General features: G+C 49.4%; 15 protein-coding genes and 3 tRNA genes. 13 read left to right on the top strand and 5 right to left on the bottom strand.

Annotated elements, in window-relative coordinates; all coding sequences use genetic code 11:
• Positions 1 to 4: 4 nt before the first annotated feature.
• Positions 5 to 3,022, top strand: a complete 3,018-nt coding sequence (locus RWJ43_RS00495; protein WP_314006693.1) for a helicase C-terminal domain-containing protein — start codon at positions 5 to 7, stop codon at positions 3,020 to 3,022.
• Between the two features lie 24 nt (positions 3,023 to 3,046).
• Here RWJ43_RS00495 and RWJ43_RS00490 read toward each other — a convergent pair whose 3' ends face one another.
• On the bottom strand, positions 3,047 to 4,033 hold the full coding sequence (locus RWJ43_RS00490) for a WYL domain-containing protein (RefSeq protein WP_314006692.1): 987 nt from the start codon (positions 4,031 to 4,033) through the stop codon (positions 3,047 to 3,049).
• The gene (locus RWJ43_RS00485; protein ID WP_314006691.1) at positions 4,023 to 5,003 is read right to left on the bottom strand and encodes a WYL domain-containing protein; all 981 of its coding nucleotides are present in this window, start codon (positions 5,001 to 5,003) and stop codon (positions 4,023 to 4,025) included. Before RWJ43_RS00485 ends, RWJ43_RS00490 begins: the two co-directional genes overlap by 11 nt.
• Positions 5,004 to 5,192: 189 nt before the next feature.
• On the opposite strand from RWJ43_RS00485, the gene RWJ43_RS00480 reads away from it, so the two are divergent.
• A complete protein-coding gene (locus RWJ43_RS00480) occupies positions 5,193 to 7,118 on the top strand; it encodes a M28 family peptidase (protein ID WP_314006690.1) in 1,926 nt (641 codons plus the stop codon).
• An 88-nt stretch (positions 7,119 to 7,206) separates the two neighbouring features.
• Here the strand turns inward: RWJ43_RS00480 and RWJ43_RS00475 are convergent, their stop codons facing one another.
• The gene (locus RWJ43_RS00475; protein ID WP_314006689.1) at positions 7,207 to 9,246 is read right to left on the bottom strand and encodes a SpaA isopeptide-forming pilin-related protein; all 2,040 of its coding nucleotides are present in this window, start codon (positions 9,244 to 9,246) and stop codon (positions 7,207 to 7,209) included.
• 363 nt (positions 9,247 to 9,609) lie between these two features.
• Between RWJ43_RS00475 and RWJ43_RS00470 the strand changes: the two genes are divergently transcribed.
• From RWJ43_RS00470 to RWJ43_RS00420, 11 genes are all read left to right on the top strand, one after another.
• A complete protein-coding gene (locus RWJ43_RS00470; RefSeq protein WP_313994597.1) occupies positions 9,610 to 10,011 on the top strand; it encodes a transcriptional repressor in 402 nt (133 codons plus the stop codon).
• Between the two features lie 471 nt (positions 10,012 to 10,482).
• Positions 10,483 to 10,557: transfer RNA gene (locus RWJ43_RS00465), tRNA-Gly, on the top strand.
• Positions 10,558 to 10,723: 166 nt separating this feature from the next.
• Positions 10,724 to 12,001, top strand: a complete 1,278-nt coding sequence (locus tag RWJ43_RS00460; RefSeq protein WP_314006688.1) for an aminopeptidase — start codon at positions 10,724 to 10,726, stop codon at positions 11,999 to 12,001.
• 48 nt (positions 12,002 to 12,049) lie between these two features.
• Positions 12,050 to 12,125, top strand: a tRNA-Lys gene (locus tag RWJ43_RS00455).
• A gap of 68 nt (positions 12,126 to 12,193) precedes the next feature.
• Entirely contained in the window at positions 12,194 to 13,540 is a 1,347-nt protein-coding gene (gene purB / locus RWJ43_RS00450; protein ID WP_314006687.1) for an adenylosuccinate lyase, read from the top strand.
• Between the two features lie 3 nt (positions 13,541 to 13,543).
• Positions 13,544 to 14,755: a Tat pathway signal protein gene (locus RWJ43_RS00445; protein WP_314006686.1), complete on the top strand. Its 1,212-nt coding sequence runs from the start codon at positions 13,544 to 13,546 to the stop codon at positions 14,753 to 14,755.
• Positions 14,756 to 14,855: 100 nt separating this feature from the next.
• A complete protein-coding gene (locus RWJ43_RS00440; RefSeq protein WP_035427161.1) occupies positions 14,856 to 15,569 on the top strand; it encodes a response regulator transcription factor in 714 nt (237 codons plus the stop codon).
• Between the two features lie 11 nt (positions 15,570 to 15,580).
• A complete protein-coding gene (locus tag RWJ43_RS00435) occupies positions 15,581 to 17,086 on the top strand; it encodes a HAMP domain-containing sensor histidine kinase (RefSeq protein WP_314006685.1) in 1,506 nt (501 codons plus the stop codon).
• Between the two features lie 75 nt (positions 17,087 to 17,161).
• On the top strand, positions 17,162 to 18,058 hold the full coding sequence (locus RWJ43_RS00430; protein ID WP_035427165.1) for a phosphoribosylaminoimidazolesuccinocarboxamide synthase: 897 nt from the start codon (positions 17,162 to 17,164) through the stop codon (positions 18,056 to 18,058).
• Positions 18,045 to 18,671, top strand: coding sequence for an APC family permease (locus tag RWJ43_RS00425; RefSeq protein ID WP_314006684.1), 627 nt, complete (start codon positions 18,045 to 18,047; stop codon positions 18,669 to 18,671). The genes RWJ43_RS00430 and RWJ43_RS00425 overlap by 14 nt, the downstream gene beginning before the upstream one ends.
• Positions 18,672 to 18,751: 80 nt before the next feature.
• Positions 18,752 to 18,827 (top strand) — tRNA-Arg (locus RWJ43_RS00420).
• A gap of 609 nt (positions 18,828 to 19,436) precedes the next feature.
• Here the strand turns inward: RWJ43_RS00420 and pknB are convergent.
• Positions 19,437 to 21,362 (bottom strand): Stk1 family PASTA domain-containing Ser/Thr kinase, encoded by a 1,926-nt coding sequence (gene pknB / locus RWJ43_RS00415; RefSeq protein WP_314006683.1) that lies wholly within the window; start codon positions 21,360 to 21,362, stop codon positions 19,437 to 19,439.
• A gap of 100 nt (positions 21,363 to 21,462) precedes the next feature.
• Positions 21,463 to 24,327, bottom strand: coding sequence for an FtsW/RodA/SpoVE family cell cycle protein (locus tag RWJ43_RS00410; protein ID WP_314006681.1), 2,865 nt, complete (start codon positions 24,325 to 24,327; stop codon positions 21,463 to 21,465).
• Between the last annotated feature and the right edge of the window lies 1 nt (position 24,328).

Here is a 24,328-nt window from a genome sequence, read left to right as displayed (position 1 = left end):
GGTTATGACCAGCACTAAAAGCGCTACGCAAAAACTAGAAGAACTCATTCTTCCCGGTACCCCCTCTGCAGTTCGTAAAAAATATTTGGAGCTTGCAGAGAGGGCGGAGCATGAGTCGTTTGACGTCTTAGAGGACGATATTGTTGTTTTGGATACCGAGACAACAGGTCTGTCCTTTAAGAAATGCTCTCTTATTGAGATTTCTGCTGCTAAATTGAGCGGCAGAGAGATTGTGGAGCGCTTTCAGACTTTTGTTGATCCAGGGTGTCCAATTCCAGAAGAGATTACAGCTCTCACTTCAATCACCGATGAAGACGTTAAGGGCGCACCAAGCGCAAAGGAAGCCGTTGCTGCACTTGCAGAATTTGTCGGCGGTCTTCCGGTTTTGGCTCACAACGCCACCTTTGACCGTACGTTTATTGAACGGGTGCCCGGCGGAACTTCTGTCTCCGATACCTGGATCGATACGCTGTCGCTCTCACGCATAGCGCTACCTCGACTTTCTTCACACAAGCTTTCCAGCATGGCAGAAGCGTTTGGCACTATGAAGGTTACGCACCGCGCAAGTGACGACGTAGATGCTCTTTGTGGCATGTGGCGCATCTTGCTTTTGGGACTTATGAATCTGCCTCGCGGTCTTCTCGCCAAACTGGCGTCAATGCACGACGGAGTGGAGTGGACGTTTAGGCCAATCTTCTCGTATTTGTCGCAAATGAAGGAAGAAGAAGCAGTTCAGCGCGGTGTCGCAAAAGAAGACGCAACGGGAGCCGAGCTTGCAGACGCGGAGATTTCGGGCACATTCTTCTCGCTCAAGGACATCCGCAGCCAGCTTGTTGCCGACATAAAAGCAAAGGCGAGAAGGGACGCGGATGACCCAGAGACGCCTGCTATGCTGCCTATTTCTAAAGATGAGATTCACAGAGCGTTTGCTAAACCGGGCATTGTCTCGCAGATGTATGACAAATTTGAGACACGCAGCGAGCAGGTTAGCATGTCTGTTGAGGTCAGAAACGCGCTGGTAACTTCTTCGCATAGAGAGCTTGAGGCGGGAACTGGTATTGGCAAGTCGATTGCATACCTGCTGCCTGAGGTGCTCTTTGCGCAGAAAAACGATGTTACGGTAGGTATTGCTACAAAGACAAACGCACTGACCGACCAGCTAGTTGCTCATGACCTTCCGGCTCTTGCACGAGCGTTGCCAAATGGATTGAGTTTCTGCAGCTTAAAAGGATACGAGCATTATCCGTGCCTGCATCGCGTTGATAGGGCTGCTCTTGAGGAGCTTCCGCTGACGCTGCTTGACCAGGAAGGGCGCTCGAGCAACAGCGTTGCGTCTGACATGCTGACCGCAATTGCGGTGATTTATGCCTACGCGTGCCAGTCGGCTGATGGCGATTTGGATGCGTTGGGGATTCGCTGGCGCTCGGTTCCACGAGAGATGGTAACTATCAAAGCAGCGGAGTGCCTGCGCTCCAAGTGCCCGTATTACCCTCATGAGTGCTTTGTTCATGGAGCTCGTAAACGTGCGGGATCTTCGGATGTTGTGGTAACCAATCACTCTCTGTTGCTTAGAAACGTTACTGCTGACGGTAAAATTCTGCCTCCTATCAGGCATTGGGTAATCGATGAGGCTCATGGCTTTGAGGCTGAGGCTCGCCATCAGTGGGCAGTAGAAATTTCTGCCAAAGAGATGAGAAACGGCTTTGAACTGCTTGGTGGAATTAAGTCCGGAGCCATTCATGCTGCTATGATAGGCGCCGCTAATCTTGAGGACTCTACGCTGCTCACCGGTCTTCTCATGCGCTCTGCCGCCGCAGTTCAGCGAGCCATGGCAGCAATGGGCAATCTTATGGCCACCGTTCATGAGCTGGCTCCATTGGCCAAAAGCGACGGCGGCTATAACTCCCTTCAGCTTTGGATTAACGATGAGGTAAGAGAGACAGAGGAATGGAAAGAGGTCTTGGAGACCGCTTCTGTTGCTCTTTCTGCTCTTGAAGAAGCGGCGCTTCGTATAGGAAAAACCACCGAGGCGCTCATTGCATCAGCTCCAAACCTTGCAAGCAACTTGAGTGAGGCGGGGGTGTTCTTGAGCACCCTTCTGGAGTCTCTGAAGCTCATTTGCGAGGGAACGGACAAGAGTTACGTCTATTCAGCAAAGTTGACTCGACTGAAGCGTGATATTGGCTCTGAGGCTCTTGTGGCTGAGAAGCTTGATATTGGAGCAGAGTTAGCAGAGAAGTGGCTACCGGAGACGCACTCTGTTGTGTTTACCTCAGCAACCATTGCTGTTGGAGATGATTTCTCGCATTTTGAGCACGCTGTTGGCCTAGATAGAGGCTCCTTTGAGCACAAGAGCCTGCACTTAGAGTCAAGCTTTGACTACGAGAATCATATGGGCGTCTTTGTGGCTGAGGATATGCCTGCGCCAACTGATCCAGGTTACCTAGATGCTCTGGAAAAGCTGCTATACGACGTTCATGTTCAGATGGGCGGCTCGGTGCTGACGCTCTTCACTAACAGACGCGATATGGAGCGCCTCTTTGAAGCGTTGGAGCCACGCTTGAGTGAGCAGGGCCTTAATCTTGCCTGCCAGGAGCGCTCTTCTTCTGCTCGACGTGTTCGTGAAAAGTTCCTAGCCGAAAAGAACCTCTCGCTGTTTGCTCTTAAATCGTTCTGGGAAGGCTTTGATGCTGCGGGAGATACGCTGAGGTGCGTGGTAATCCCTAAGCTTCCGTTTGCAAGCCCTAATGAACCGCTGGTCAAAGAGCGTGAGGAGCGAGAAGATCGTGCGTGGTGGCGCTATTCTCTGCCAGAGGCAGTAATTGCAACCAAACAGGCTGCTGGCCGCCTTATCAGGAGCGCTGAGGACAAAGGCGTTTTGGTTCTTGCCGATTCCAGGCTTGTGTCCAAGCGATATGGCAGTTCGTTCTTGAAGTCATTGCCCAACAAGAACTATCAGCGCGTCTCAACAAAGGATATCTCCGCCCAAATTGCCAAATGGCGAGAAGAACACGACGCGTAGCAGGGCTGCAATCACCTGATTGGCTTAGAGCTGCTCTTCTGCAGCAAGCAAAGACGCAGCGTAAGTGCGCATTGCGTGCATCACGGCCTTGTCTTTGGTTGTTACTTTTCCCTTAAGGGCAAGCAATCGTTGTAGCAGCCACGTTCCACCGTAGTAGGGGATAGTTGCTTTAATTTCTGCAGCATTGCGCTGGCTTCCAACTGTTTTAAGTCCCGGCCACGAATAGTGCGTAAGAGCGTTTTTATCAAAGAAGGTAAGCTCTACCAGCTGAGACTTTTCTTGCATAGCAGAATCTTGCACGCGTTCCGCAAGCTTTCTGTGCTCAAATGAAGCGGATTGCGTTTCAATGCAGCTCATTCGATTGACCCTAAAGACCCTTTGCTGCTCTAGGTTTAAATCAACCCCCTCGATAAGCCACCCATTTTCTCCGTATGACAGCTTATAGGGAAGAACCTCTCTCTGGCTAATTGCAGCATCTTTATCACCGCGAGCTTCTGCAACAGACGCCTCAGAGCGATAGTCGAATGAAATAACTTGTGATTCTGCAATTGCATTTGAGCAGGTGAGGAACGCGTTTACTTCTTTAGAGTGGCTTTTGGAGACAAGAGAGACTGAAGACCCGTCTGGTGAAGAGCTTCTTGTATATGGAGGCTTCAAGAGGCTCCAAAATACACTTTCTTGGGGCAAAGCGAGAGCGGTAAAAGCCTCTTTAAGTGCCAAGGTTTCTTCATCCGTTAAGACAAGCCTGCGAGCAGTAAAGGGAGACTCTCCAACAAGTGTCAGAGTATCTTGGTCTCCCGTAAGGGGGAGAGGAAGATAGCCATTCTCGTCCGTGAGCTGCAAAAGCTCCATCAGAATAGCAGCCTCTTCAGAGGAAATGCTAAATCGCGACTGAACCGCGCTTAGCTCAACTGCGTCAAAAGACTCCCTCAATGCAGAAGAAAGCAGTATGAGCTTATAGACAGCTGACGATATGTTTTTTCTTCCAAAAGAGGTGTTTTTAACAGCCATTGGCAACCTCGCTTAAAGACCCTTTCCACTTTGCGAGAAGAGACTCTGGAGACCTTGGAATTAATCCATGAGCAAGAATCCAAGATAAAGCGGTGTCTTCATGAGCGTAAGTAACGGTCCACAAAGCGCCATTAGAGAGGAGCTCAACATCCCCTTGACCTTGCGAGAAATGTTCAAAAGCAGCGAGTATATTTTTGGGGACAAACGCGGTAAGCGTGTCTGCTTGCAATCCGAGCTGGAAATCAAGGAGTTTATAGTCTTTTGAATCAAACTCTTCTGGTATGGAGAAGGACTCATTTTTAAGAATCGCGGCATCTAAAACACGGTCAACGCGAAAAGTTTTGATGGAAGCGCTCTCAGTACCGGATGAAAAATCTTGGGCCACAAAGTATAGAAGTCCCTGTGAAACAAAGAAGTCCAGCACGCCCAGATGTTTTTGCTTAACTAGGTCCTGTGAGTTTGTGTAGGTGATGTTTACCAGTTGTTTAGAGCTGAGTGATTCGTATAGAACAGGAAAGACTTTGTTTTGGGAAGAAGCGCTGAGTTTTTGGCTGTCTGACTTACCTGACTCCAAGGAATAAAAGTTACCCACAATTTTAGAGAGCGCGTTTCTCAATTCCTCTTGGTATACAAACGTTGCGTCAGTGAGAATTGCACTGCAGATTACAAGCAGCTGATTGGCATCTTCAGGGCTTAAGTCGTACGAGGAATTAAAGAAATTCGAGTCCGAAAGATAGAATGACTTTTCTTTTCCCGTTTTTACCTCTGTAATTGCAAATCCAAGCTGTTTCAAAACAGTGCGATCTCTTGAAAAAGTTCTTAAAGCAGAATCGGTAGATAAATCTGAGTAAATCGCTGCATATATTTCTCCCGAGGGTAGAGGTCCCTTTTGAATTAGCAGCATAAATAGCGAGAAAATCCTCCAGGCACCAAGTTCATTATTACCTAGAGTTTGATTGTTTGGAGCCATATCCACCTCCCGCTTTTTGCTAGTTGAACTCAAATCTCTCTAAACATATACGAAAGTTTTTGATATTTAGTGCAGAATTTCTAAATTTGGACGTAAAAATACACTTTAACCGCTATATTTCGATATAAGACGTATACTAATGACGTATATATGAAACCTGTCAGAAGACATGCCAACGAAGGACGTAGTATGGCCATCACACATGACTATGTTGACTATCTAGACGAGCAGATTGATATTGCTCCTGCCGGTAGCCAAGAGGAGCTTCAGGCTGCTCAAACCATTGCTGAAGAAATGAAACTTCACGGGCTTGAGGCAACCATTGAAGAATTTGACGCTAAGTCTATTAAGAGTCTTGGTTATTCAATTTATCTAATCCTCCTTTTCATTGGTGTTATTTTTGCAGGCACTGGTAATGCAGCACTCATTGCTTTTGGTGTTTTGCTTGTTGCTGGCTTTGGCGCACTTACTTGTCTCAAGTATTTTGGTAATGACATTCTGGGTTCATTTGGATCTTCTATTAGGAGCCAGAACGTTGTTGCTAAACACGAGGCCACTGGTGAGCTTGTCGCAAAAGGCAATCGTCCAATCGTAATTGTTGCTCACTATGACTCTCCACATACAAACTTCCTTGTTGAGTCCCCTGTAGCAAAGTACGTACCGCTTGCACAGAGGTATGCGCGTTGGTGTGTAGTTGCCGTGTTTGTTGCTACGTTTGTTCAGATTCTTCGTTTCCTTCCTGATCCAGTTCGTGTCCTTTTCTGGATTGTTGGTATTCTTGCAGCTCTTCCACTTGTTGCTCTTTCTGTCGCAACTATTGCAGAGCGTTTTGCACCTTGCACTATTGGCGCAAACAACAACAAGTCTTCAGTTGCAGCACTTCTTGGTATTCTCGAGAATGTCCGTCCTACTGGTCATCGACCCGAGGTTGTTCATCATTTTGCAGGAGATGCAGCTGCACTTATCCCAGAGCCTGATGAGGTGGAAGGCGTCCGCCACGGCGAGGAAGTTCTTAATTCACTGGGCATTCTTCCTGAGGATTGCGAAGTAAGCTACGTTGCTTATGACACTACTGGCGCAAGCCAGACTGCATCTCTCGAGGATGTTGCAGAGGCTGTAAATGCAACAACAGAAGAAGAGCGGACTGAGGATGCTTCTGCTGACAACACCGTTGCGTATGATTCTGTTGACGATGAGCTCAATGCAACTATGAAGCAGGTTCATGAATCCGCTGATGCAGATGCAACGCAGGTACAGCCTGAAGCAACACATGAGCTCCATGCTAAGAACGACTTTGCTCGTCGTGCGTCCCTCTTTGATCTTCCTGATCCTTCTGGCGACGCCGTTGATCCTCTAGCTCCATCTTCCGAGCCAGCTCCTCACTATGTTCCAGCTCCAACATCTGCGCCTTCTCCAGAGGCAGAAGATGCAGAGAGCCCATTCGACACCATTTCGGCTGATGAGGGTCTCACAGAGGCACAGGACGCAAAGACTCCTGAGGCAAAGCGTCGCTCCTTTAGACTCTTCGGTCGTAACGACGGACCATCAGATGATTGGAAGGGCGGAGCAGCTCCATCTGCAGAGAATCGTGAAGATACTGACTCTGAGGATGCATCTGTTGTCTCTGAGGATGATCTTCGTAATGCTGTTCTTTCACTTTCTGATGACGAGCTCATTGCACACGATATTTGGTTTGTTGCACTTGGAGCGTCTGATTTTGACCACGCAGGCATGAGGGAGTTCCTCGCAAAGCACAGAACTGATATTCGCGGAGCTTTTCTCATTAACCTTGATTGTGTTGGTGCTGGTACGCTTTCCATTCTTAAGAATGAGGGAATTGGCAACGTCCGCCGCGCTGATCGCAGAATGACTCGACTCCTTTCTACTATTGCAGCTGATCTTCATATTGATGTTGAGCAGCGTGCATTTGACTGGGACACCACTGATGCAACTCCTGCAATGCAGAATTCAGTTCGTTCTGTTACTTTGATGGGCTTAAACGAGGATGGACTTCCTGCACTTAGCCGCACCGCCGCTGATGTTCGCGAGAACGTTAATGCTGGCCAGTGTGCTGACGCTGCAGCTCTTGTTACTGAGCTTATTAGACGCTCGTAAACGAACAAGTCACTAGCTAGAGTAAGTTTTTAAGAAAGGGCAGAGATTTCTGCCCTTTCTTTTTTAGCGCTAAGGCAAGGTTACTCAACTAAAAGGAGCGTCTTATTTTTGCTATAAATACATGAGTGCATCCAATAAGTACTGATCCTGCCAAGGCGAGTAAAAGGGGAACTGTGTAGGCATTGTCTGCCGTGCCCGGAAGATGGGGCTTAGGAGCTACGCGAATAGTCTGAGCTTTAGAGTGACTGTCGGTGTGCGAAGCAACTCTCTCACCATCTTTTGAGATGGTTTCGTAGGCAGTAACTTCTTTGCCCTCCAGTGAGGCAGTCCTTACAGAAAAAGGAACCGCAGCTTCTCCCGATGAGGCAGGAGCTTTGAAGTGGACAGTTCCGCGAGCGATGGGCTCCGCTGTACCTTCTTGGAGCTGCTTTGTTTCATAGAGCTCTCCGGTAATTTCGTACTCTTCTCCTGGGGTAAGACCCTCGTATTTAATGTGATCAACAAGTTTGAGTTTCTCGGCATATTCAGGATTTTTTGATCCTTCAGCATCTACAAGCATTGTTTGTAAAGAAATTCTTTCATCAATGAGTTCAGGTGCTTCTACAGTCTCTTCAGAAGTGAGAGTAACCGTTGGGTTCCATTCTTTGTTGAGAGAGTATCCTGCTGGAGCCGTAACCTCTTTAAGTGAATAGGAGCCAAAGGGAAGGTCTTTAACCGCCGCCTCTCCAGATTCGTCTGTTTCTACTGTGGTGACAACTTCGTGAGGAGCAATCCATTTTCCCTGGTAGAAGATAGGTTGAGCAGAGCTATTAGTTAGCTCAATTTTGGCGCCCTTCAGACTTGGCATTTCTTCTGCCTCAGAATAACCATCGGGTGAACTTAGGGAAGTGTGTCCAATTTTCTTAACTTTAAGATTTCCTCTTATTACCTCGTCTTTGAAGGTAAAGGAGTGCTCAGACGAGGAATTCTCTTTTCCGCTAGAAAGATTTGTCCAGATAAGATTGCCGTTTTGGTTTGATAGCTTCCAGGTTTGAAGTGAATGTTCTGGAAGTTTATAGCCTTCAGGTGCTTGAATTTCTTCGATTTGGTAATACCCCAGAGGAAGCCAGGGTTTCTCGCCAAGAGTAAAGAGGTCATCTCCAGAAACCTTATGGTCTGCATCAAAAGAAACAAAACCGTGAGCATCTGTCGAGAAAACCCATGTTCTTAGTGTTGTTTCAGCAGAGCCGCTATAGGTCACTTTAAAAAGTGCACCCTGTAACGTTGCGTTTCCTTGGGGAGAAGCGCTTTGCTGCTCAGAACGAGCGTCTTCATCGAGGCTAGTGTTGTGGTCAAAGTCTTGTTTTGAAATGCGTAGATCAAACTCTCCAATTGGAGTATCGGTAACCGTGAGAGTGCTCTCTTCCTGGTTTGTTATTTTTACAGCATGAACCGATTGATCAAGAAGAAAGCCCTTTGGAGCAGTGGTTTCTTTTACATATGCCGTTCCAACAGGAAGATTGTCGAGCGCTGCAGACCCAGATTTATCAAGGGTGAGACTACCAAGAAGATTGGTGCAACTCTCGTCGGAATATACTCCGTAGACAGCGCCTTCTAGGGTGTAGTGCTCGTTATTGGAGGTGACATCAGGCAATAAGGAACTTTTGGTAATTTTGAGTGAGCCAGATTGCTGTCCAAAGAAAAACAGAACCTGTTTGTCTCCTGTGGGTACAAAGAGCTTGGCAACTCCGTTTTCTGGACTGCCGCCGTTGGTTTGAGCATAGTTCATAGCATCGGAATAGAACTGCTCAATAGGCCGATGAAGTTCTGTCTGAGGAACACTTACCGCAAGTGCATGGGCTTCACCACGCATAACAGCCCACAGTGTAAACTGCGTGATGGCTCGTGCCTTCCATCCTGTATATCCATACACATCCTTTTCTTGGGACGCGGTAGCTCCGTGATAGATGATGTAATCAATAGCTCGAAGCTGTTCATTTGTATACGTTCCACCGCGAGTACCGTTGACTGCGGTGAGCTTTGTATAAGACTGCGGGTCAACTACACTTCCCGTTGCTCCTGGCCATGCACCATAGTGGTTAAATTCGTCTCCACAGTAAAGATAGGTACCGTCGCTAGCAGTCCACATGGGAATTTGCTGTCCACCAGGAAAATCTTCTCTTTGTGCAACGATAAATGAGGGCTCTTGTGCAAAAGCAAGCCTATGAGCAGGCTTTAGGAAAAAATGGCTGAGGAGAAGGGCTCCAAGTAACAGAGGGATAAACCAGAAGTGAAAGACAGAAGAAGAAGTTTGTCTTCGTGTAGCTGTTTCCTTCTTAGGTTTTGAGGATTTTGTGATAAACATGCGTGCCTCCAAACTGAAAAATCAGAGGTAGATTGCGTATATGGAGATATTTAGTAATGCATAAATGTGAGCTTTTGTTGCAACATATAGACAATTAGTGTTAACGTATTCAGTAATCAGTAACACTTACTAATTAATGAGGTTATCGTGCGTTACAGCAAGCAACGTGAGGCAATTCGTACTTATATGGAAGGTCGCCATGACCATCCAACAGCAGATAGTGTGTATGCAGCAGTAAGAGAGGAGTTACCAAACATCTCTCTTGGAACTGTTTACCGTAACCTTATGCAGCTTGTTGACGCAGGCGAGCTCCAGGTTGTTAATACCGGCGATAATATCTCTCGTTTTGATCCAACTACAACCGAGCATGCACACTTCCAGTGTCATGAGTGTGGCCGTGTCTTTGATGTTGATGGACCAGTTCTAAGGGACCTTACCAGCCTCACCAAGGATTCTTGCGGCGAGATTGACTCTTACGCTCTGTGCTTTACGGGTATTTGTAACGAGTGCCTAGCTAAGAACCCAGCGCTCCATCACAGCGTTAACTAATGTGTTGCAACAAAACAGCTTTCTTTAGGACCGGTGCTTCACCGGTCTTTTTCTTTATGGAGGGGCCTCAGGTTTGCGAGAAAACCTGTCTGCTAGACGTGCCCGCAGACCCGCATGTCCTACAGAAGGGAAGCTGCTTGGCATGACGGGGTCTCCGCCAAGCAGCTTTGCCCGAGGAAGGCGGAGTTGTCGGGTGGAGAGCAGGCGCCTATAAGAGGTGGGATAGTGGTGTGCGGGGGTTTCTCGCCAGAAGTACTTTTGCATAGCGCTCCTTTCGTTGGAGAGCATGCTAAAGAGTGACTTTGCGCCTATTCTGACCAGCGCCTGTCCAGTTTCTGACGGAGAAAATTTGTGTAGGCGCATATTTGTTGTATATGCGCAGCTAGGTAGAAAACAACTCATCAAACTTTTATCTAGTTGCCAAGCAAGCGATTAAAAGGAAAAAAATACTGTGATAAAATCTACACAATTGCGGGTATCGCCAAGTGGTAAGGCAATGGCTTCCCAAGCCATCATCCGCGGGTTCGAATCCCGTTGCCCGCTCCAAAGACATACAAGAGCCCTTCGGGGCTCTTTTTATGGACAAGATTGAAATTTGGCGTTGTGAAGAAGGTTGTTCGGGTAGAAGTTGAGCGGAAATATTTTGGATATATCTTTGATAGAGCGTGCTTAAGTATTCGAATTACGCGGATCGATGGTTGAAGGGAACAACATGGCACAAATTCCTATGACAGATCAAGAGGTAAAGATTGCCCTCGATGCGCTGTCTGATCAGATTGATAAATACGCAGAGCTTCTTGTTAAGAAGGGATGCGCAATTTCTGAGGGAAGTCAGCTGGTAATTAACGCTTCAATTGAGATTGCTGATTTTGCCCGTAGGGTTCAGCGAGCAGCTTATGCGGCTGGCGCAGAATTTGTCACAGTTATTTGGGGCGATCAAGAGTCCTCAAGAATTATGTACGAAAACGTTGACCTGGCGCGTCTCTCTAAGACACCAAGCTGGAAGATTGAACAGCTTAACTCCCTTGCAGAGCAGGGTGCAGCATTTTTGTTCCTCTCGTCTGATGACCCAAATGGTCTAAAGGGAATTGATCCAGAAAAGCCAGCTGCTGTTTCTCGCGCAAGAAACTTAGAGTGTGATGTCTTTAGAAACGGTATGGACTTTGGTAAAAACGTTTGGTGTATTGCTGGTGTTCCTGCAGCTGAATGGGCAAAGGTAATTTTCCCAGAGCTTTCTGAGGCTGAGGCAATCTACAGGCTTTGGATTGCAATTTTGGACGTTGCTCATGCAAGCGGAGAAGACCCTCAGAGTGCTTGGGAGACCCACAATGCAACATTTGAGAAGACCAAGCGCTTCATGAATTCTCACCAGTTTGAAGAGCTTCGCTATGAATCTTCAAATGGAACTGATCTGACTATTGGTATGAACCCAGGGCATCTTTGGGAGGGCGGCGCTGGAAAGACTCAGGATGGAACGTTGTTCTTCCCTAACATTCCTACTGAGGAAGTCTTTACCACGCCAAACTATCGCAAGGTAAACGGCACTGTTCACTCTGCGTTGCCTCTGATTCATGCCGGCCAGATTGTTAAAAATTTCTGGTTTACCTTCAAAGACGGCGAGGTTGTTGACTACGGCGCTGAGCAGGGCAAAGACGTTCTGACTTCTATTGTTTCTCAAAAGGGCGGTAAGTACCTGGGAGAATGCGCTTTAATCTCTAAGAACACGCCTATTCGCCAGAGCGGCATTCTGTTCTACGATACCCTGTATGACGAGAATGCTAGCTGCCATTTAGCACTTGGAATGGGCTTCCCAGAGTGCCTGAAGGGCGGCCTTGAGATGAGCCCAGATGAGCTCTTGGCCCACGGTGTTAATCAGAGCACTACACACGTTGATTTTATGATTGGTGCAGACGATTTGAACATTTGGGGAATTTCTGCCGATGGAAAAGAAACACCAATTTTCGTAAATGGACAATGGGCATGGGAGTAAACTGCTACACTATCCTAGTTGCGTGGTAAAATTGCCACGCCCGATAATGGGCCGTTAGCTCAGTTGGTAGAGCAGGGGACTTTTAATCCCAAGGTCTAGGGTTCGAACCCCTAACGGCCCACCAGGTAATTCAAAGGTCGGGTACCATAGTGGTACTCGACCTTTTCTTTTACGAGCAGAAGGAGTCTCATCGTGGTAGATCGCTACACCGGCAAAGAAATGGGCCACATCTTTTCTTTGGAGAACAAGTACGCCGTTTGGCAGGAGATTGAAGTCCTTGCGTGCGAAGCACAGGCTGAGCTTGGTGTTATTGGCATTTCTCGCGAAGAGGCAGCTTGGATTCGTGAGCACGCTGCGTTTAATCGCGCTGAGGTAGACGAGATTGAGGCCGTTACCAACCACGACGTCATTGCCTTCCTGACCAATATGGGCTCCTACATCGATGCCAAGGTTCCAGAGGGTGAGCTCAAGCCAAGTCGCTGGGTTCACTACGGTATGACCTCAACAGACCTAGGCGATACCGCCCTTTGCTATCAGCTCACCCAGGCATGTGATTTGCTCATTGCTGCAGTTCGTCGTTGCGCTGCTATCTGCAAGCGTCGTGCTTTTGAGGAGCGTGACACTCTGTGCGTCGGCCGCACTCACGGCATTCATGCTGAGCCTATGACCTTTGGCATGAAATTTGGTAGCTGGGCCTGGGAGTTTAAGCGCGACCTTGACCGCTTGAAGGACGCTCGTAAAAACGTCGCGTATGGTGCTATTTCTGGTGCTGTTGGAACTTACTCTTCCATTGATCCTTTTGTTGAGGAGTACGTTTGCGAGAAACTCGGTCTTGTCCACGATCCACTTTCAACCCAGGTAATTTCTCGCGACCACCACGCTTACCTTGCTGGTGTTCTGGCAACCGTTGCCGCTACCTGCGAGCGTATTGCAACTGAGATGCGTGCGCTGCAGAAGACCGATACCCTCGAGGCTGAGGAGCCATTCCGCAAGGGCCAGAAGGGCTCTTCCGCTATGCCTCACAAGCGCAACCCCATTACTGCCGAGAAGATCTGTGGTTTGTCCCGCGTAGTTAAGGCCAATGCACAGGTTGCTTTTGATAACGTTGCTCTTTGGCACGAGCGTGATATCAGCCACTCTTCCGCTGAGCGCGTTGCCCAGGCAGACAGCTTTATTGCTCTTGACCACATGCTGTCAAAGCTTGAGTTCCTGCTTGATGGCATGGTCCTGTATCCAGAGCAGATGATGGCCAACCTCAATAAGACCCGTGGCATGCTCTTCTCGTCAAAGGTTCTTCTTGCCCTGGTCAACACTGGTATTACTCGTGAAGAGGCATACAAGATTGTCCAGTCCAATGCTATGAAGGTTTGGGCAGATATTCAGCAGTGCAAGGAAGGACCATCCTACCAGGAGCTTCTTGAGGCAGACCCAGCCTGTACGCTGAGCCATGAGGAGCTTGAGAAAATCTTTGATCCTCGCGCATTCCTTACCCGTTCAAACGTTTTGTTTGACCGTCTTGAGCATCTTGAATTGGACTAAATCGTGTCACTGTTTGGGAACATTTCTCGTCGAAACTTCTTTAAGACGGGAGCGGCTGGTGTCGTAGTTGCGGGCGCAATTAGCATCGCGGCTGGCTGCTCTCATCAAGAAGGCTCGGGAGATGCAGGAAAACCGCTGGTACTTGACGAGTCTTCTGGCACAAATGTGCTGGACTCCTATAGCTCGACGGAGTATTCTGCCCAACCTAGCCAGACCTGGAATCTTCCTTTGGGAAGCGTGTTGCATCCAGCCGATGGAAATTGGATTCCCGTCACCACGGCCGGAGCGTCTGCTACGCCAATGGTAAAGGGCTCTGTTCTTTCGCTGACGTCTGGCCAGGTTGTTGACGTTGTTCCTGCGGCTCAGATGAACAATACCACCGCCGTTATTTACGACGTTCGCTGCTCTGACTCTGTGTATGCATGGGTTGAGGTGGACACCACAACCTTTGACTGGGAGCTTCTTGCCGCACCATTTTCTGACGGTAAGCTTACTGGAGATGCAAAGGTCCTCTACAAGGCCGATAAAAACTGGGATCCGGCTCCATTTGCCTGCGGAGACGATAAGGTGGTTTGGCTCGTCCAACCAGCTTCTTCTGGCGAGAAAACCCGTGAATCTTCGCACTGCTACGTGTGGCGTGTGGGGGATTCTGAGGGAACGGACGCCGTTGAATCTCCAGGTAGATTTGCCACTGCACCGTCTATCTCAAAGGGCGTAGTTACCCTCACTCCTCGAGTTCGCGCCTCCGAAGGCACCTACTATGGCGTTACAGCATACCTGCTGGGAGACAACCTTAAAACCAAGGTTGACCAGCTTGTTATGCCTCAATCCGTCAAGCCTTTTGCAGCAAGTCGCGTAGACGATAAGTTCATTGTGTCGGTAGAAGCAAGTTATGACTCGGGCGGCCTGTTGGGCAAGATGGGAACATATATCCTGCCTGCTTCAGGCGAAAACCCTTACGTCATTGAGCGTGAACCTTATGCAATATCGGCAGGTAAAGGTAGCCTTTACATAGTTAAAAGCCGCGCCTCTTACGTACTTGTTGATCCGCAAAATCAAACGGCAAACTGGCTCTATTCAATGGATAGAAGCGTTGATTATGGAGAGTTTCCTGCTCGAGAAGGCAACTGTGATTCTTTTGTAACCTACTCAACTGTTAAGGATCCTACCAGCGGATATCCGGCTTCCGTGACAGTTCGTGTTTTTTCTTTGTAGATTATTTGTAGGTATAGAGATAGAATGAATACAAATAATTAATGAATAATCGTAATGTGCCATACGCACATACATGCAGGGCAAAAGAAAAGGGGAGACAATGGCTTCCGACGAGAAGAAAATTCTGATTGTCGAAGATGAGAAAGTCATCCGTGACGCCGTCTCAGCATATCTTGAGCGCGAAAATTACGTTGTTAAGGGCGTTGGCGACGGTCAAAGTGCAGTTGAAGAGTTTGAAAAGCACGCATTTGACCTGGTGATTCTCGATCTTATGCTGCCAAAGCTTTCTGGAGAGCGCGTTTGCCGTGCAATTAGAGATACCTCTAACGTGCCTATCATTATGCTTACCGCAAAAGGAGAGGTAGAAGACAGGATTATTGGTCTTGAGCTTGGTGCTGATGACTATCTTGTTAAGCCTTTCTCGCCACGTGAGCTGGTGGCACGCGTTCGCGCGCTGTTCCGTCGTACGTATTCTGAGCCAGATACTGCTGTTGACGTGCTTGATTACGGTACCCTTACTATTGATATTTCTGGTCATAAGATTCTCATCAACAACGAGGAAGTCGACCTGACCGCTTCAGAGTTTAAGCTGCTCACCACCCTTGCTCGCTATCCTGGCCGCGTGTACACACGTATGGAGCTTGTCGAGAAGGTCCTGGGTTATGATTTTGAGGGCTATGAGCGCACTATTGATTCGCATGTCAAGAACTTGCGCGCAAAGCTCGGCGATGATCCTCGTAATCCTCGCTGGCTGTTCACCGTTCACGGTGTTGGCTATCGCTTTGAGGCTGGCAACGCTAGCCACGAGTCCTAAGCTTTAGAGCTTTGGCGCTCTTCAAGAAACATCACTCAAATTCTCTTAAGAACCCTCCGGAAACTGAGGGTTCTTATAAAACTATTAAGCCCGATCCCGTGGGCACTCAAAGCTTTACCACCCGTATGGCGGCGTTCTTTGCGCTGACTGCTGTCATGACGGTATTGGTGCTCATCTCTGTTTTGGGCATCGTGTGGGAAAGTCGTTTTACCGCTTATACCAGGGAGAACCTACAAAACACCGTTGATACTACCGCGCTCAATATGTCTCAGGCGTACGCGCGCGCAGAAGGCTGGAATGCCGACGTTCTCTCTATTGCACGTCAGGCCTCTGCAACCAATTCCGATATTGGTATCCAGGTCTTAGATGTTTCTGGCGTGGTTCTGTATGACGACTCGGCGCCAAATGCTCGCCGACCTGGTGGAAATAGTGCATTATCTGGCCCTCAGACGGGTGACGCCGTGGTTTATGCAGTTGTCCAAAACCTACAAGGTGAGCCTGTGGGCAGCATTAGAATTTGGACGTTTGGTTCTGAGCCGTTCCTGACCCAGCGAGACATTGCGTTCCGTAATGGCTCCTACCAGGCAATTAGTCTTGCTGCAGCCATTGCAATTTCGCTTTCGGGGTTAATTGGTATTTTGGCCTCACGTTCACTTACCAAGCCCGTACGCCGTATTACCGAGACGGCTGTCCAGATCAGAAGCGGCAATCTTGCAGCTCGCTCAGGCATCCGTGGCGAGAATGAACTGGGGCGTCTGGGAGAAACCTTCGACGACATGGCGTCTTCACTCGAAAGAGACATTAAGCTTGAACGCCGTCTGACCAGTGATGTTGCACATGAGCTCAGAACTCCACTTATGGCTATCATGGCCACCGTTGAAGCAATCCAAGACGGTATCTTGCCCGCAGATGAAGAGCGCTTGGAAAACATTGTATCTGAGAGCAGACGTCTTTCTCGCCTGGTAGATGCTATGCTCCATCTCTCAAGACTTGAGAACGGAAAGACAAAGTTCAATCCAGAAAGCGTCAATGTTGTGGCTATGGTGGCGAGTCTCGTTGCTGTACAAGAAACACTCTTTAAGGAGAATAACCGCACGTTGACCTTTGTGGATAAGACACCCGAGGGTAATTGTTTTGTTGATATTGATTCGGACATGATTCGAGAAGCCCTGACCAATTTGCTGAGCAATGCCATTCGCTATACCGACGACGGGGGTCATGTTGTTATAACCGTATCAATTGATGATACCGATGCGGTTATCTCCGTGACTGATGATGGTATGGGAATTGCTCCTGAGGACATTCCACAGACCTTATCGCGATTCTGGCGTGCAGAAGAAAGCCGCGAGCGCGCTTCAGGTGGTCTTGGTGTAGGTTTGGCAATCACAAAAGAGATTATGGACCGTCATAACGGCACTATCTCGGTAGAATCCGAGCTTGGAAAGGGCACGACCTTCTCGCTGCACCTTCCTCTGCTTGCCCAAAATAATATCTCTGTAACAGATACTTTGTTGTAGGTCGATTTTTGGACATTTTGCCGTACAATCAAAAGTCCTGCAATACAACGCGCTTTGCGCAGAAGTGAGGTCATTGTGGCTGGAGCTGAGCTTCGTCCCGATTCGCACGGTAAGGTTCGCGATATCTACGATTGTGGCGACAAACTTTTGATGGTTGCGAGCGATCGCATTAGTGCTTTTGACTTTATTCTTCCTGACGAGATTCCTTTTAAGGGAGAAATTCTGACACGTATCAGCGCTTTCTGGTTTAATCGCTTCAAGGACCTTCTGCCTAACCACATGATTTCTGTTCTGCCAGATCAGACTCCTGAACAGTTTGCAGATTACACTGAGTATCTTGCTGGTCGCGCAATGCTGGTAAAGAAAGCACAGACTGTGCCAATCGAGTGCATTGTCCGTGGTTACCTTACTGGTTCTGGCAAAAAGACTTATGACCAGGACGGTACCGTCTGCGGCATTAAGCTGCCAGATGGCCTGACTGAGGCATCTAAGCTTCCTGAGCCAATCTTCACCCCTTCCACTAAGGCTGAGCTTGGCGATCATGACGAGAATATCTCGTTTGAGCGCTGCTGCGAGATTGTTGGTGAGGATGTTGCCACTCAGCTGAAGGAAGCCTCGCTTGCAATTTATAAGGCTGCTGCAGAATATGCTGCAACTCGTGGAATTATTATTGCAGATACTAAATTTGAGTTTGGTTTTATCGACGGAAAACTTACACTTATTGATGAGTGCCTTACACCCGATTCAAGTCGTTTTTGGCCTGCTGAGGGTTATTCTGAGGGACACGTTCAGCCAAGCTACGACAAACAGTATGTACGCGATTGGCTGAAAGCCCACTGGGACATGCAAGGAGAGCCACCTCATCTTCCAGAAGAGGTTATTGAGGGCACATCCGAGCGTTATCGTACGGCATTCCAGATTATTACGGGAACTGAGTTTGTACCACTGAAGGAGACCAATGTCACTGCGTGACACCATTACAGGCGCAACCAAAGAAGCGCGTGAGGCTACCGCAAGCCTTTCAAAGAAAGAAACCTCTGAGGAGACTGAGCGTCCTACGTATTCCGCTTTTGGTCGCAAATCTGCTGCTACTGCTAAACCAGTACGAGAGGCAGCTGCATCTGTACGTGTGAGTGGCTCTGGCTCTGGCTCCAGTGCTCCAAAGAGCAAAGAGGAGAAGCGTGCTGCACGTGCTCGCCAGCGCGAGCGCGAGGATATTCGCAGCCGTGGATTTGAGGCTATGCTGCGCGCGGATCCAGACTATCATCGTGCCGAGCGCGTTTGGTGGGTCTTCCTGGGTCTTGGCTTTGTTGCAACCATCATTACACTGGTGCTTTCGTATATGGTTCCAGAGTCCAGGGACCTGAACACCGGCGTTGGTATGATTTCTGCCATCATGCTGGTCTTTGCTTACTTCTGCATCTTTGGCTCGGTTGTCTACAGCTTCTTTAAGATGCGTCCTCTTCGCAAGAAGATCGAGGCTAAGGTTGCTGGCATGACCGACAAGAAGCTCAACGATTTTTACCTCGAGCGTCAGGCTGAGTACGACAGAAAGAGAGCCGAGCGCAAGGCTCGTCGCAAGTAGCAGCTCTCGCGCTGCTGCCGGCGCCGCAAGCGTTGGCGATATTTGCGTACGCGAGCCTACGTGAGTAGAATATCCCACATGCCTTCGTAGCTCAGGGGATAGAGCACCGCTCTCCTAAAGCGGGTGTCGGCCGTTCGAATCGGCCCGGGGGCACCATTGATTTTAAACCGGCAGCTTCGTGCTGCCGGTTTTTCTCTGTTGCGGCGTGTCAGCGTCGTCTTTTAGGCTTGGCGTACAAAATGGTGCAGCTTAGCCGCACCTCGCTGAAGAACTGTCATGTTTCTAGTCAAGATAATCGGACGATTGGGGCTCAATGTCTGACGACCGAGTGGTCTCCCTGACTGATATACATCTTTATGCATAAACTTCATCTAATATGCTGGAAAATGAATAGAGAAATATAAAAAATCTAACTATAGGTAAATTTCACTTCTAAGCAACACACCTATGTCGGATAATCTGCTTAATTGCGGGCATATTACACACCTAATGACGATAATCTGCACGCCTTAGCTATTTTCGGCGTCATGTATACGTCTTTTTGACAGATTATCCGACTTAGGTGTGTTCGGCTATCAGCAAAAACAGGTCGTGTCAGTTACATCAGTTGTCTATGACCCGAAAAGCGCTGAAGTGCTTGCGTCACCGGTTCCGGCGATGACACGTGCCGCTGTCGAACGATTTCTGTGGCAGCAAAAAGCCCTGCAACCAAACACGGTTGCAGGGCTTGAACGTACTGGTTGAGCACATTGCACGCCGCAGTGATTACGCTGATGGACGAGGTCCGCTAGAGACGCGGATGGTGATAGTAGCGCCAGCTGCAGCACTTGAAGGTGTTTGGCCAACTACGTTTCCGGTTGTAACGTTGTCATCGTAGACCCAAACCGTGTTGACCTGGAAGCCCGCGTTTTCCAGCGTGGACTGAGCGGTTTCAAAGTCCTTGCCAACAACGTTTGGAACAGATCCGCTCTGAGCACCGGAAGAAACAACGATGGTTACCGTGGAACCCTTATCTGCCTTGCCGTTAGCTGGAGACTGGGAGATGACACGGCCCTCAGGAACGCTCGACGAAGGCTGTTTCTGAGTATCTACCTTGAAGCCTGCATCTTTCAAAACATCGGACGCACGCTCGGCAGTCATCTCGGTGACATCTGGAACATCTGCCTTACCCTTGCCAGTAGACAGGTGATAGGTGATGGTGTCGCCAGCTTTAGCATCGCTACCTGCGGCTGGTTCCTGTGTTGCAACATAACCAACGGTTACGTCGTCCGACTCAACCGAGTCACCATTTCTTGCTTTGAGGCCAACGGCAGCAAGAGCAGACTCAGCCTCTGATGGACTCTTGTTGGTAAGATCAGGCACCTTAACTGCAGCAGCAGGTTTAGCGCCCTTAGAAATGACAAGGTTAACCGCGGTTCCTTCAGGAGCCTGTTTGTTAGCGCTTGGTGTCTGATCAATGACCTGGCCTTCAGGAGCAGAATCACTGTAGCTTTCTGTAACAGTTCCCAGCTTAAAGTGGCTATCAGAAGCATTTAATGCCTGAGTAGCCTGGTCTTTTGTCTGACCAACAAACTGTGGAACCAGATACTGCTGGGCGGAGTTGCCGAGCATCTGTGCAATAGCAAAGCCGGCAAGAGCCAGGACAACCAAAGCGCCCAGAACGCCGAGAATAACGTTGCGCTTGTGACGTTTATTCTCGCGCCTGTCAAGCTCATCAGCCTCTTCGCGAGAATGGACGCGGTTCAAGCGACCAGTGTCGCCACCGCGCGTGATGTAGGTGTTGGAGCCGTCAATGCCGCGACGATCCAACCTGGAAGTTGGCTGAGGTGGTGTCACAATGCGGGGGCTCACGGTGGTGTTGCTTGGAATAGTAGCGCGGCCAGCAATAAAATCGCGCAGCGCACGAGCAAGCTCGTCAGCACTCTGATAGCGGTCAGCTGGGTTTTTCTCCATACAGCGAAGAATGATTGCCTCGAGTGCGGGGTCAACGTTGGGGTTGATCAGCGATGGTGGCTGAGGAGCCTCGTTGACCTGCTTCATAGCAACGCTGATAGCGTCGTCACCAACAAAGGGAACGCGGCCAGTTGCAGCCTCGTACATGACAATGCCTAGGGAATAGATATCGGTGGTTGGTCCCAAAGGCTTGCCCGTACTCTGCTCTGGAGAAACGTAATGGGCGGTGCCAAGAACAGAGTTATCGGTAGTTAGACTGCTGTTCTTTGCACGAGCAATGCCAAAGTCCATGACCTTGATGTTGCCATCTGGCTGGACCATGATGTTCTGTGGCTTGATGTCACGGTGAATGATGTCGTGACGATGTGCTACAGAGAGCGCCTGAGCAATCTGAGAGCCAATCTGAGCGACCTTACGGGAATCAAGGGCTCCATGTTTGCGGATGCCACTCTTAAGGTCTGTACCGCGCAGATACTCCATGACAATGTAGTAGGACTCGCCGTCCTTACCCCAGTCGTATATCGAGACAATATAAGGACTGGAGAGCGCCGCTGCGGCTTGTGCCTCCTGCTTGAAGCGGGCAGCAAAGGAAGGATCGTTTGCGTACTGCGGCAGCATCATCTTGATGGCAACAGTACGACCAAGAACCTGGTCCTGTCCGCGGTAAACGGTGGCCATTCCACCGGTACCAATTTTGTCTTGAACCTGGTAACGCCCACTGAGCATTCTACCTGGCATAACTCAACTCCTATCAAGCGTGCGATTTTCTCGCCACGTCACTTACTATCTTAGAACACACCCAACTACTTGGGGAGAAGACCGTGCGGTGTTTTAGGCGCTACGAAGCAGCTCCCAAAGCCTGGATGTTCAGGCACTGCGCAAGAACACGTCCGCCAACTTGAGCACCGTAACCTAAAACGTTCTCGCCGTTGCCTTCGATGACAACAGAAACAACAAGGGTTGGGTGGTCGTAAGGCGCAAAACCGATGAAGAACGAGTTAAAGTTACCGTTCTCGACGTCTGCCGTACCTGTTTTACCTGCAATCTTGACACCCGGAACGCGAGCTCCCATACCAGTGCCGGATTCAACAACGCCCAACATTGCCTCTCGGACCTGCGCAGCGGTATCCGTAGACACTGCCTGTCCAAGCGATTTTGGTGACGTTGTAGAAACAACAGCTCCCTCTGGCGAGAGAACGCGATCAACAATGTAAGGGTTCATGACCACGCCGCCGTTAGCAATTGCAGCCGCGACAACAGCGTTTTGCATGACGGTGGTCTGAGGACCTGCAGGGCTTGCATGCTCTCCAACAGGAAGACCGCAGGATGCCCAGCCAAGCTCCCAGGTGGTCATCTCGGCAGGATTTGGCATCAACGATGGTGTAGTGGAGAAGTCCTGACCAAGTGCGGTGCCATAACCAAAGGCGCGTGCATAGCTGACCAGGTTGTCTGCGCCAAGTGCTACGCCAAGCTGCGCCAACGCCGTGTTAGAAGAGCGAGCAAATGCCTCACGCAGAGGAATAGTGCCCATATCCTCGTTGGCGTAGTTGTGGATGGTGCCGCCGCCAAGCTCCATAGTTCCTGGAGCGGAATATGTGGTGTCCAGCGTGGTGGTATGTGTGTCAATTCCAGCAGAAAGTGTAATGGTCTTGAACGATGAGCCAGGGGAGTAGAGCGCCTGGGTAGTTCTGTCGACCAGCTGACTGCCGGTACCGGACTCGATAATGGTGCCCAGATCAGCGTGGGTGTATGAAGGACTAGAAGCCTTTGCAAGTACAGCTCCGGTAGCTGGATCCATGACAACAATGGAGCCGGAATATCCCTGGAGTGCAGCTTCTGCTACAGCCTGCATCTGGGAATTGATGGTCAAAACAACGCTTGAACCAGCGGTATTAACGCCTGCCATCGAGTACAGAGCGCTTCTCCAGTCGGAATGATCTGCGTGTCCGGTGAGCGTCTCGTTCATGGTGGACTCGATACCCGCAGTTCCGTACTGGGTAGAGATGTAGCCAACGGTGTGAGAAGCCATGCCGTCGTGCGGATAGTTGCGCACGTAGGTGCCGTCGTCTTGCTTGACGCTCTCTGCCAGAGTGACGCCGTCAGAAGTCATGATGGCGCCGCGCTGAACATATGCGCTCTTAGCAATAGTGTGGTTGTTGGTAGGAAGTGCCTGAATTCTAGGTGCGTCAATGACCATCAAGAAGGTCAAGTTGCCGAGAAGAACGGTGAAGAAGAGGGTAAATACGGTAACCAAATTGGTCAGACGTTTTCCAAGGGCAACACGTCCCAGAACACCGGATTCCTCAGACTGCAGTCCAAAGCCTCCACGGATGTGGCTGCCATGCAAAACGGAAGAGGCGTGAGCTCCACCAGAAGAAATTTCGAGCCTCTGGGAGTCAAGCGTTTTCTTGCTTGGCTCAAGCTCTGTTTCGCGACCAGTTCCCTCGTCACCTGCTCTGAGCAGCAGGGCAACAATGATAAAGCTGGAAAGAAGAGAGCTGCCGCCCTGACTCATAAAGGGCAGGGTAACGCCAGTAAGAGGCATGAGCTTAGTAACGCCTGCAACAATGAGGAAGGTCTGGAACGCCAAAACACTGGTAAGACCGGCAGCCGCAAAAGCAGATGAATCGGACTTTGCGCGAGCAGCTGTTGCGAGGCCGCGCACGGTAAGCAGCAGGAACAGGGTAATAATTGCTGCTCCGCCAAAGAGTCCCAGCTCCTCAGCAATGGCCGAGAAAATAAAGTCAGACTCAACAATAGGGATAAGCGTAGGCATTCCCTTATCAATTCCGGTGCCAGCAAGACCTCCATCTGCGATGGAATAGAGGGACTGGACAATTTGGTAGCCGTCTCCAGCGGGGTCTTTGAAGGGGTCCAGCCAAATGTTGACACGAGTCTGAACGTGACCAAAGAAGTGATAAAGCACCACGCCGCCAATGGCCAAGAGCGCAATACTGACAAAAACGTAGCTTGCGCGACCTGTTGCTACATAGAGCATGATGACAAAGAACACGAAGAAGAGCAGAGCGCTACCAAGGTCGCGTTCAAAAATAACAACAATCAGGCTGATGCCCCACATGACAAACAGAGGAAGCAGCATTTTAAAGCGAGGAATGCGGAAAGGTCCAAAAGAACGCATGGAGACCGATAGAGCTTCTCGATTCAGTGCAAGATAAAATGCCAGGAAGAGCGTAATGGCAATCTTTGCAAGCTCACCAGGCTGGAAGGTGAATGCGCCAAAAGAAATCCAGAGTTTTGCGCCGTAGCGGTCCTGGCCAATAACAATTGGCAGAAGAAGCAGTATGACGCCGAGAATACCAATGGAGTATTTGTAGCGTGCTAACGCGTCAAGATTTCTAATGACCGCCAGTACCACAATCATCACAACAACAGAGATAAAGAGCCAAATGGTCTGGTTGACTGCAAGATTTGGTGCAAGTCTGGTGACCATGGTGATGCCAATTCCCGAGAGCACAAACACAATGGGGAGAATGGCGGGGTCTGCTGCGGGAGCAAGGAACCTAATAGCAATGTGAGCCACGGTAAATGCTGCAAAGAGACCAATAGGAACGGCCATTGTCTCAAGGCTGAGCGTTGAGCGAGCAGTAATCATGTACATGGCGTACAGCAGAAATACAGGGATTGCTCCTACAAATAGTAAGAAGAGCTCTGTATTACGCCTTAGTCCACCTGCTTTTTCCATT

It is taken from the genome of Lancefieldella parvula, assembly GCF_963530955.1.
Classification (GTDB): domain Bacteria; phylum Actinomycetota; class Coriobacteriia; order Coriobacteriales; family Atopobiaceae; genus Lancefieldella; species Lancefieldella parvula_A.
This window is presented reverse-complemented; position numbering and strand designations above follow the sequence as displayed.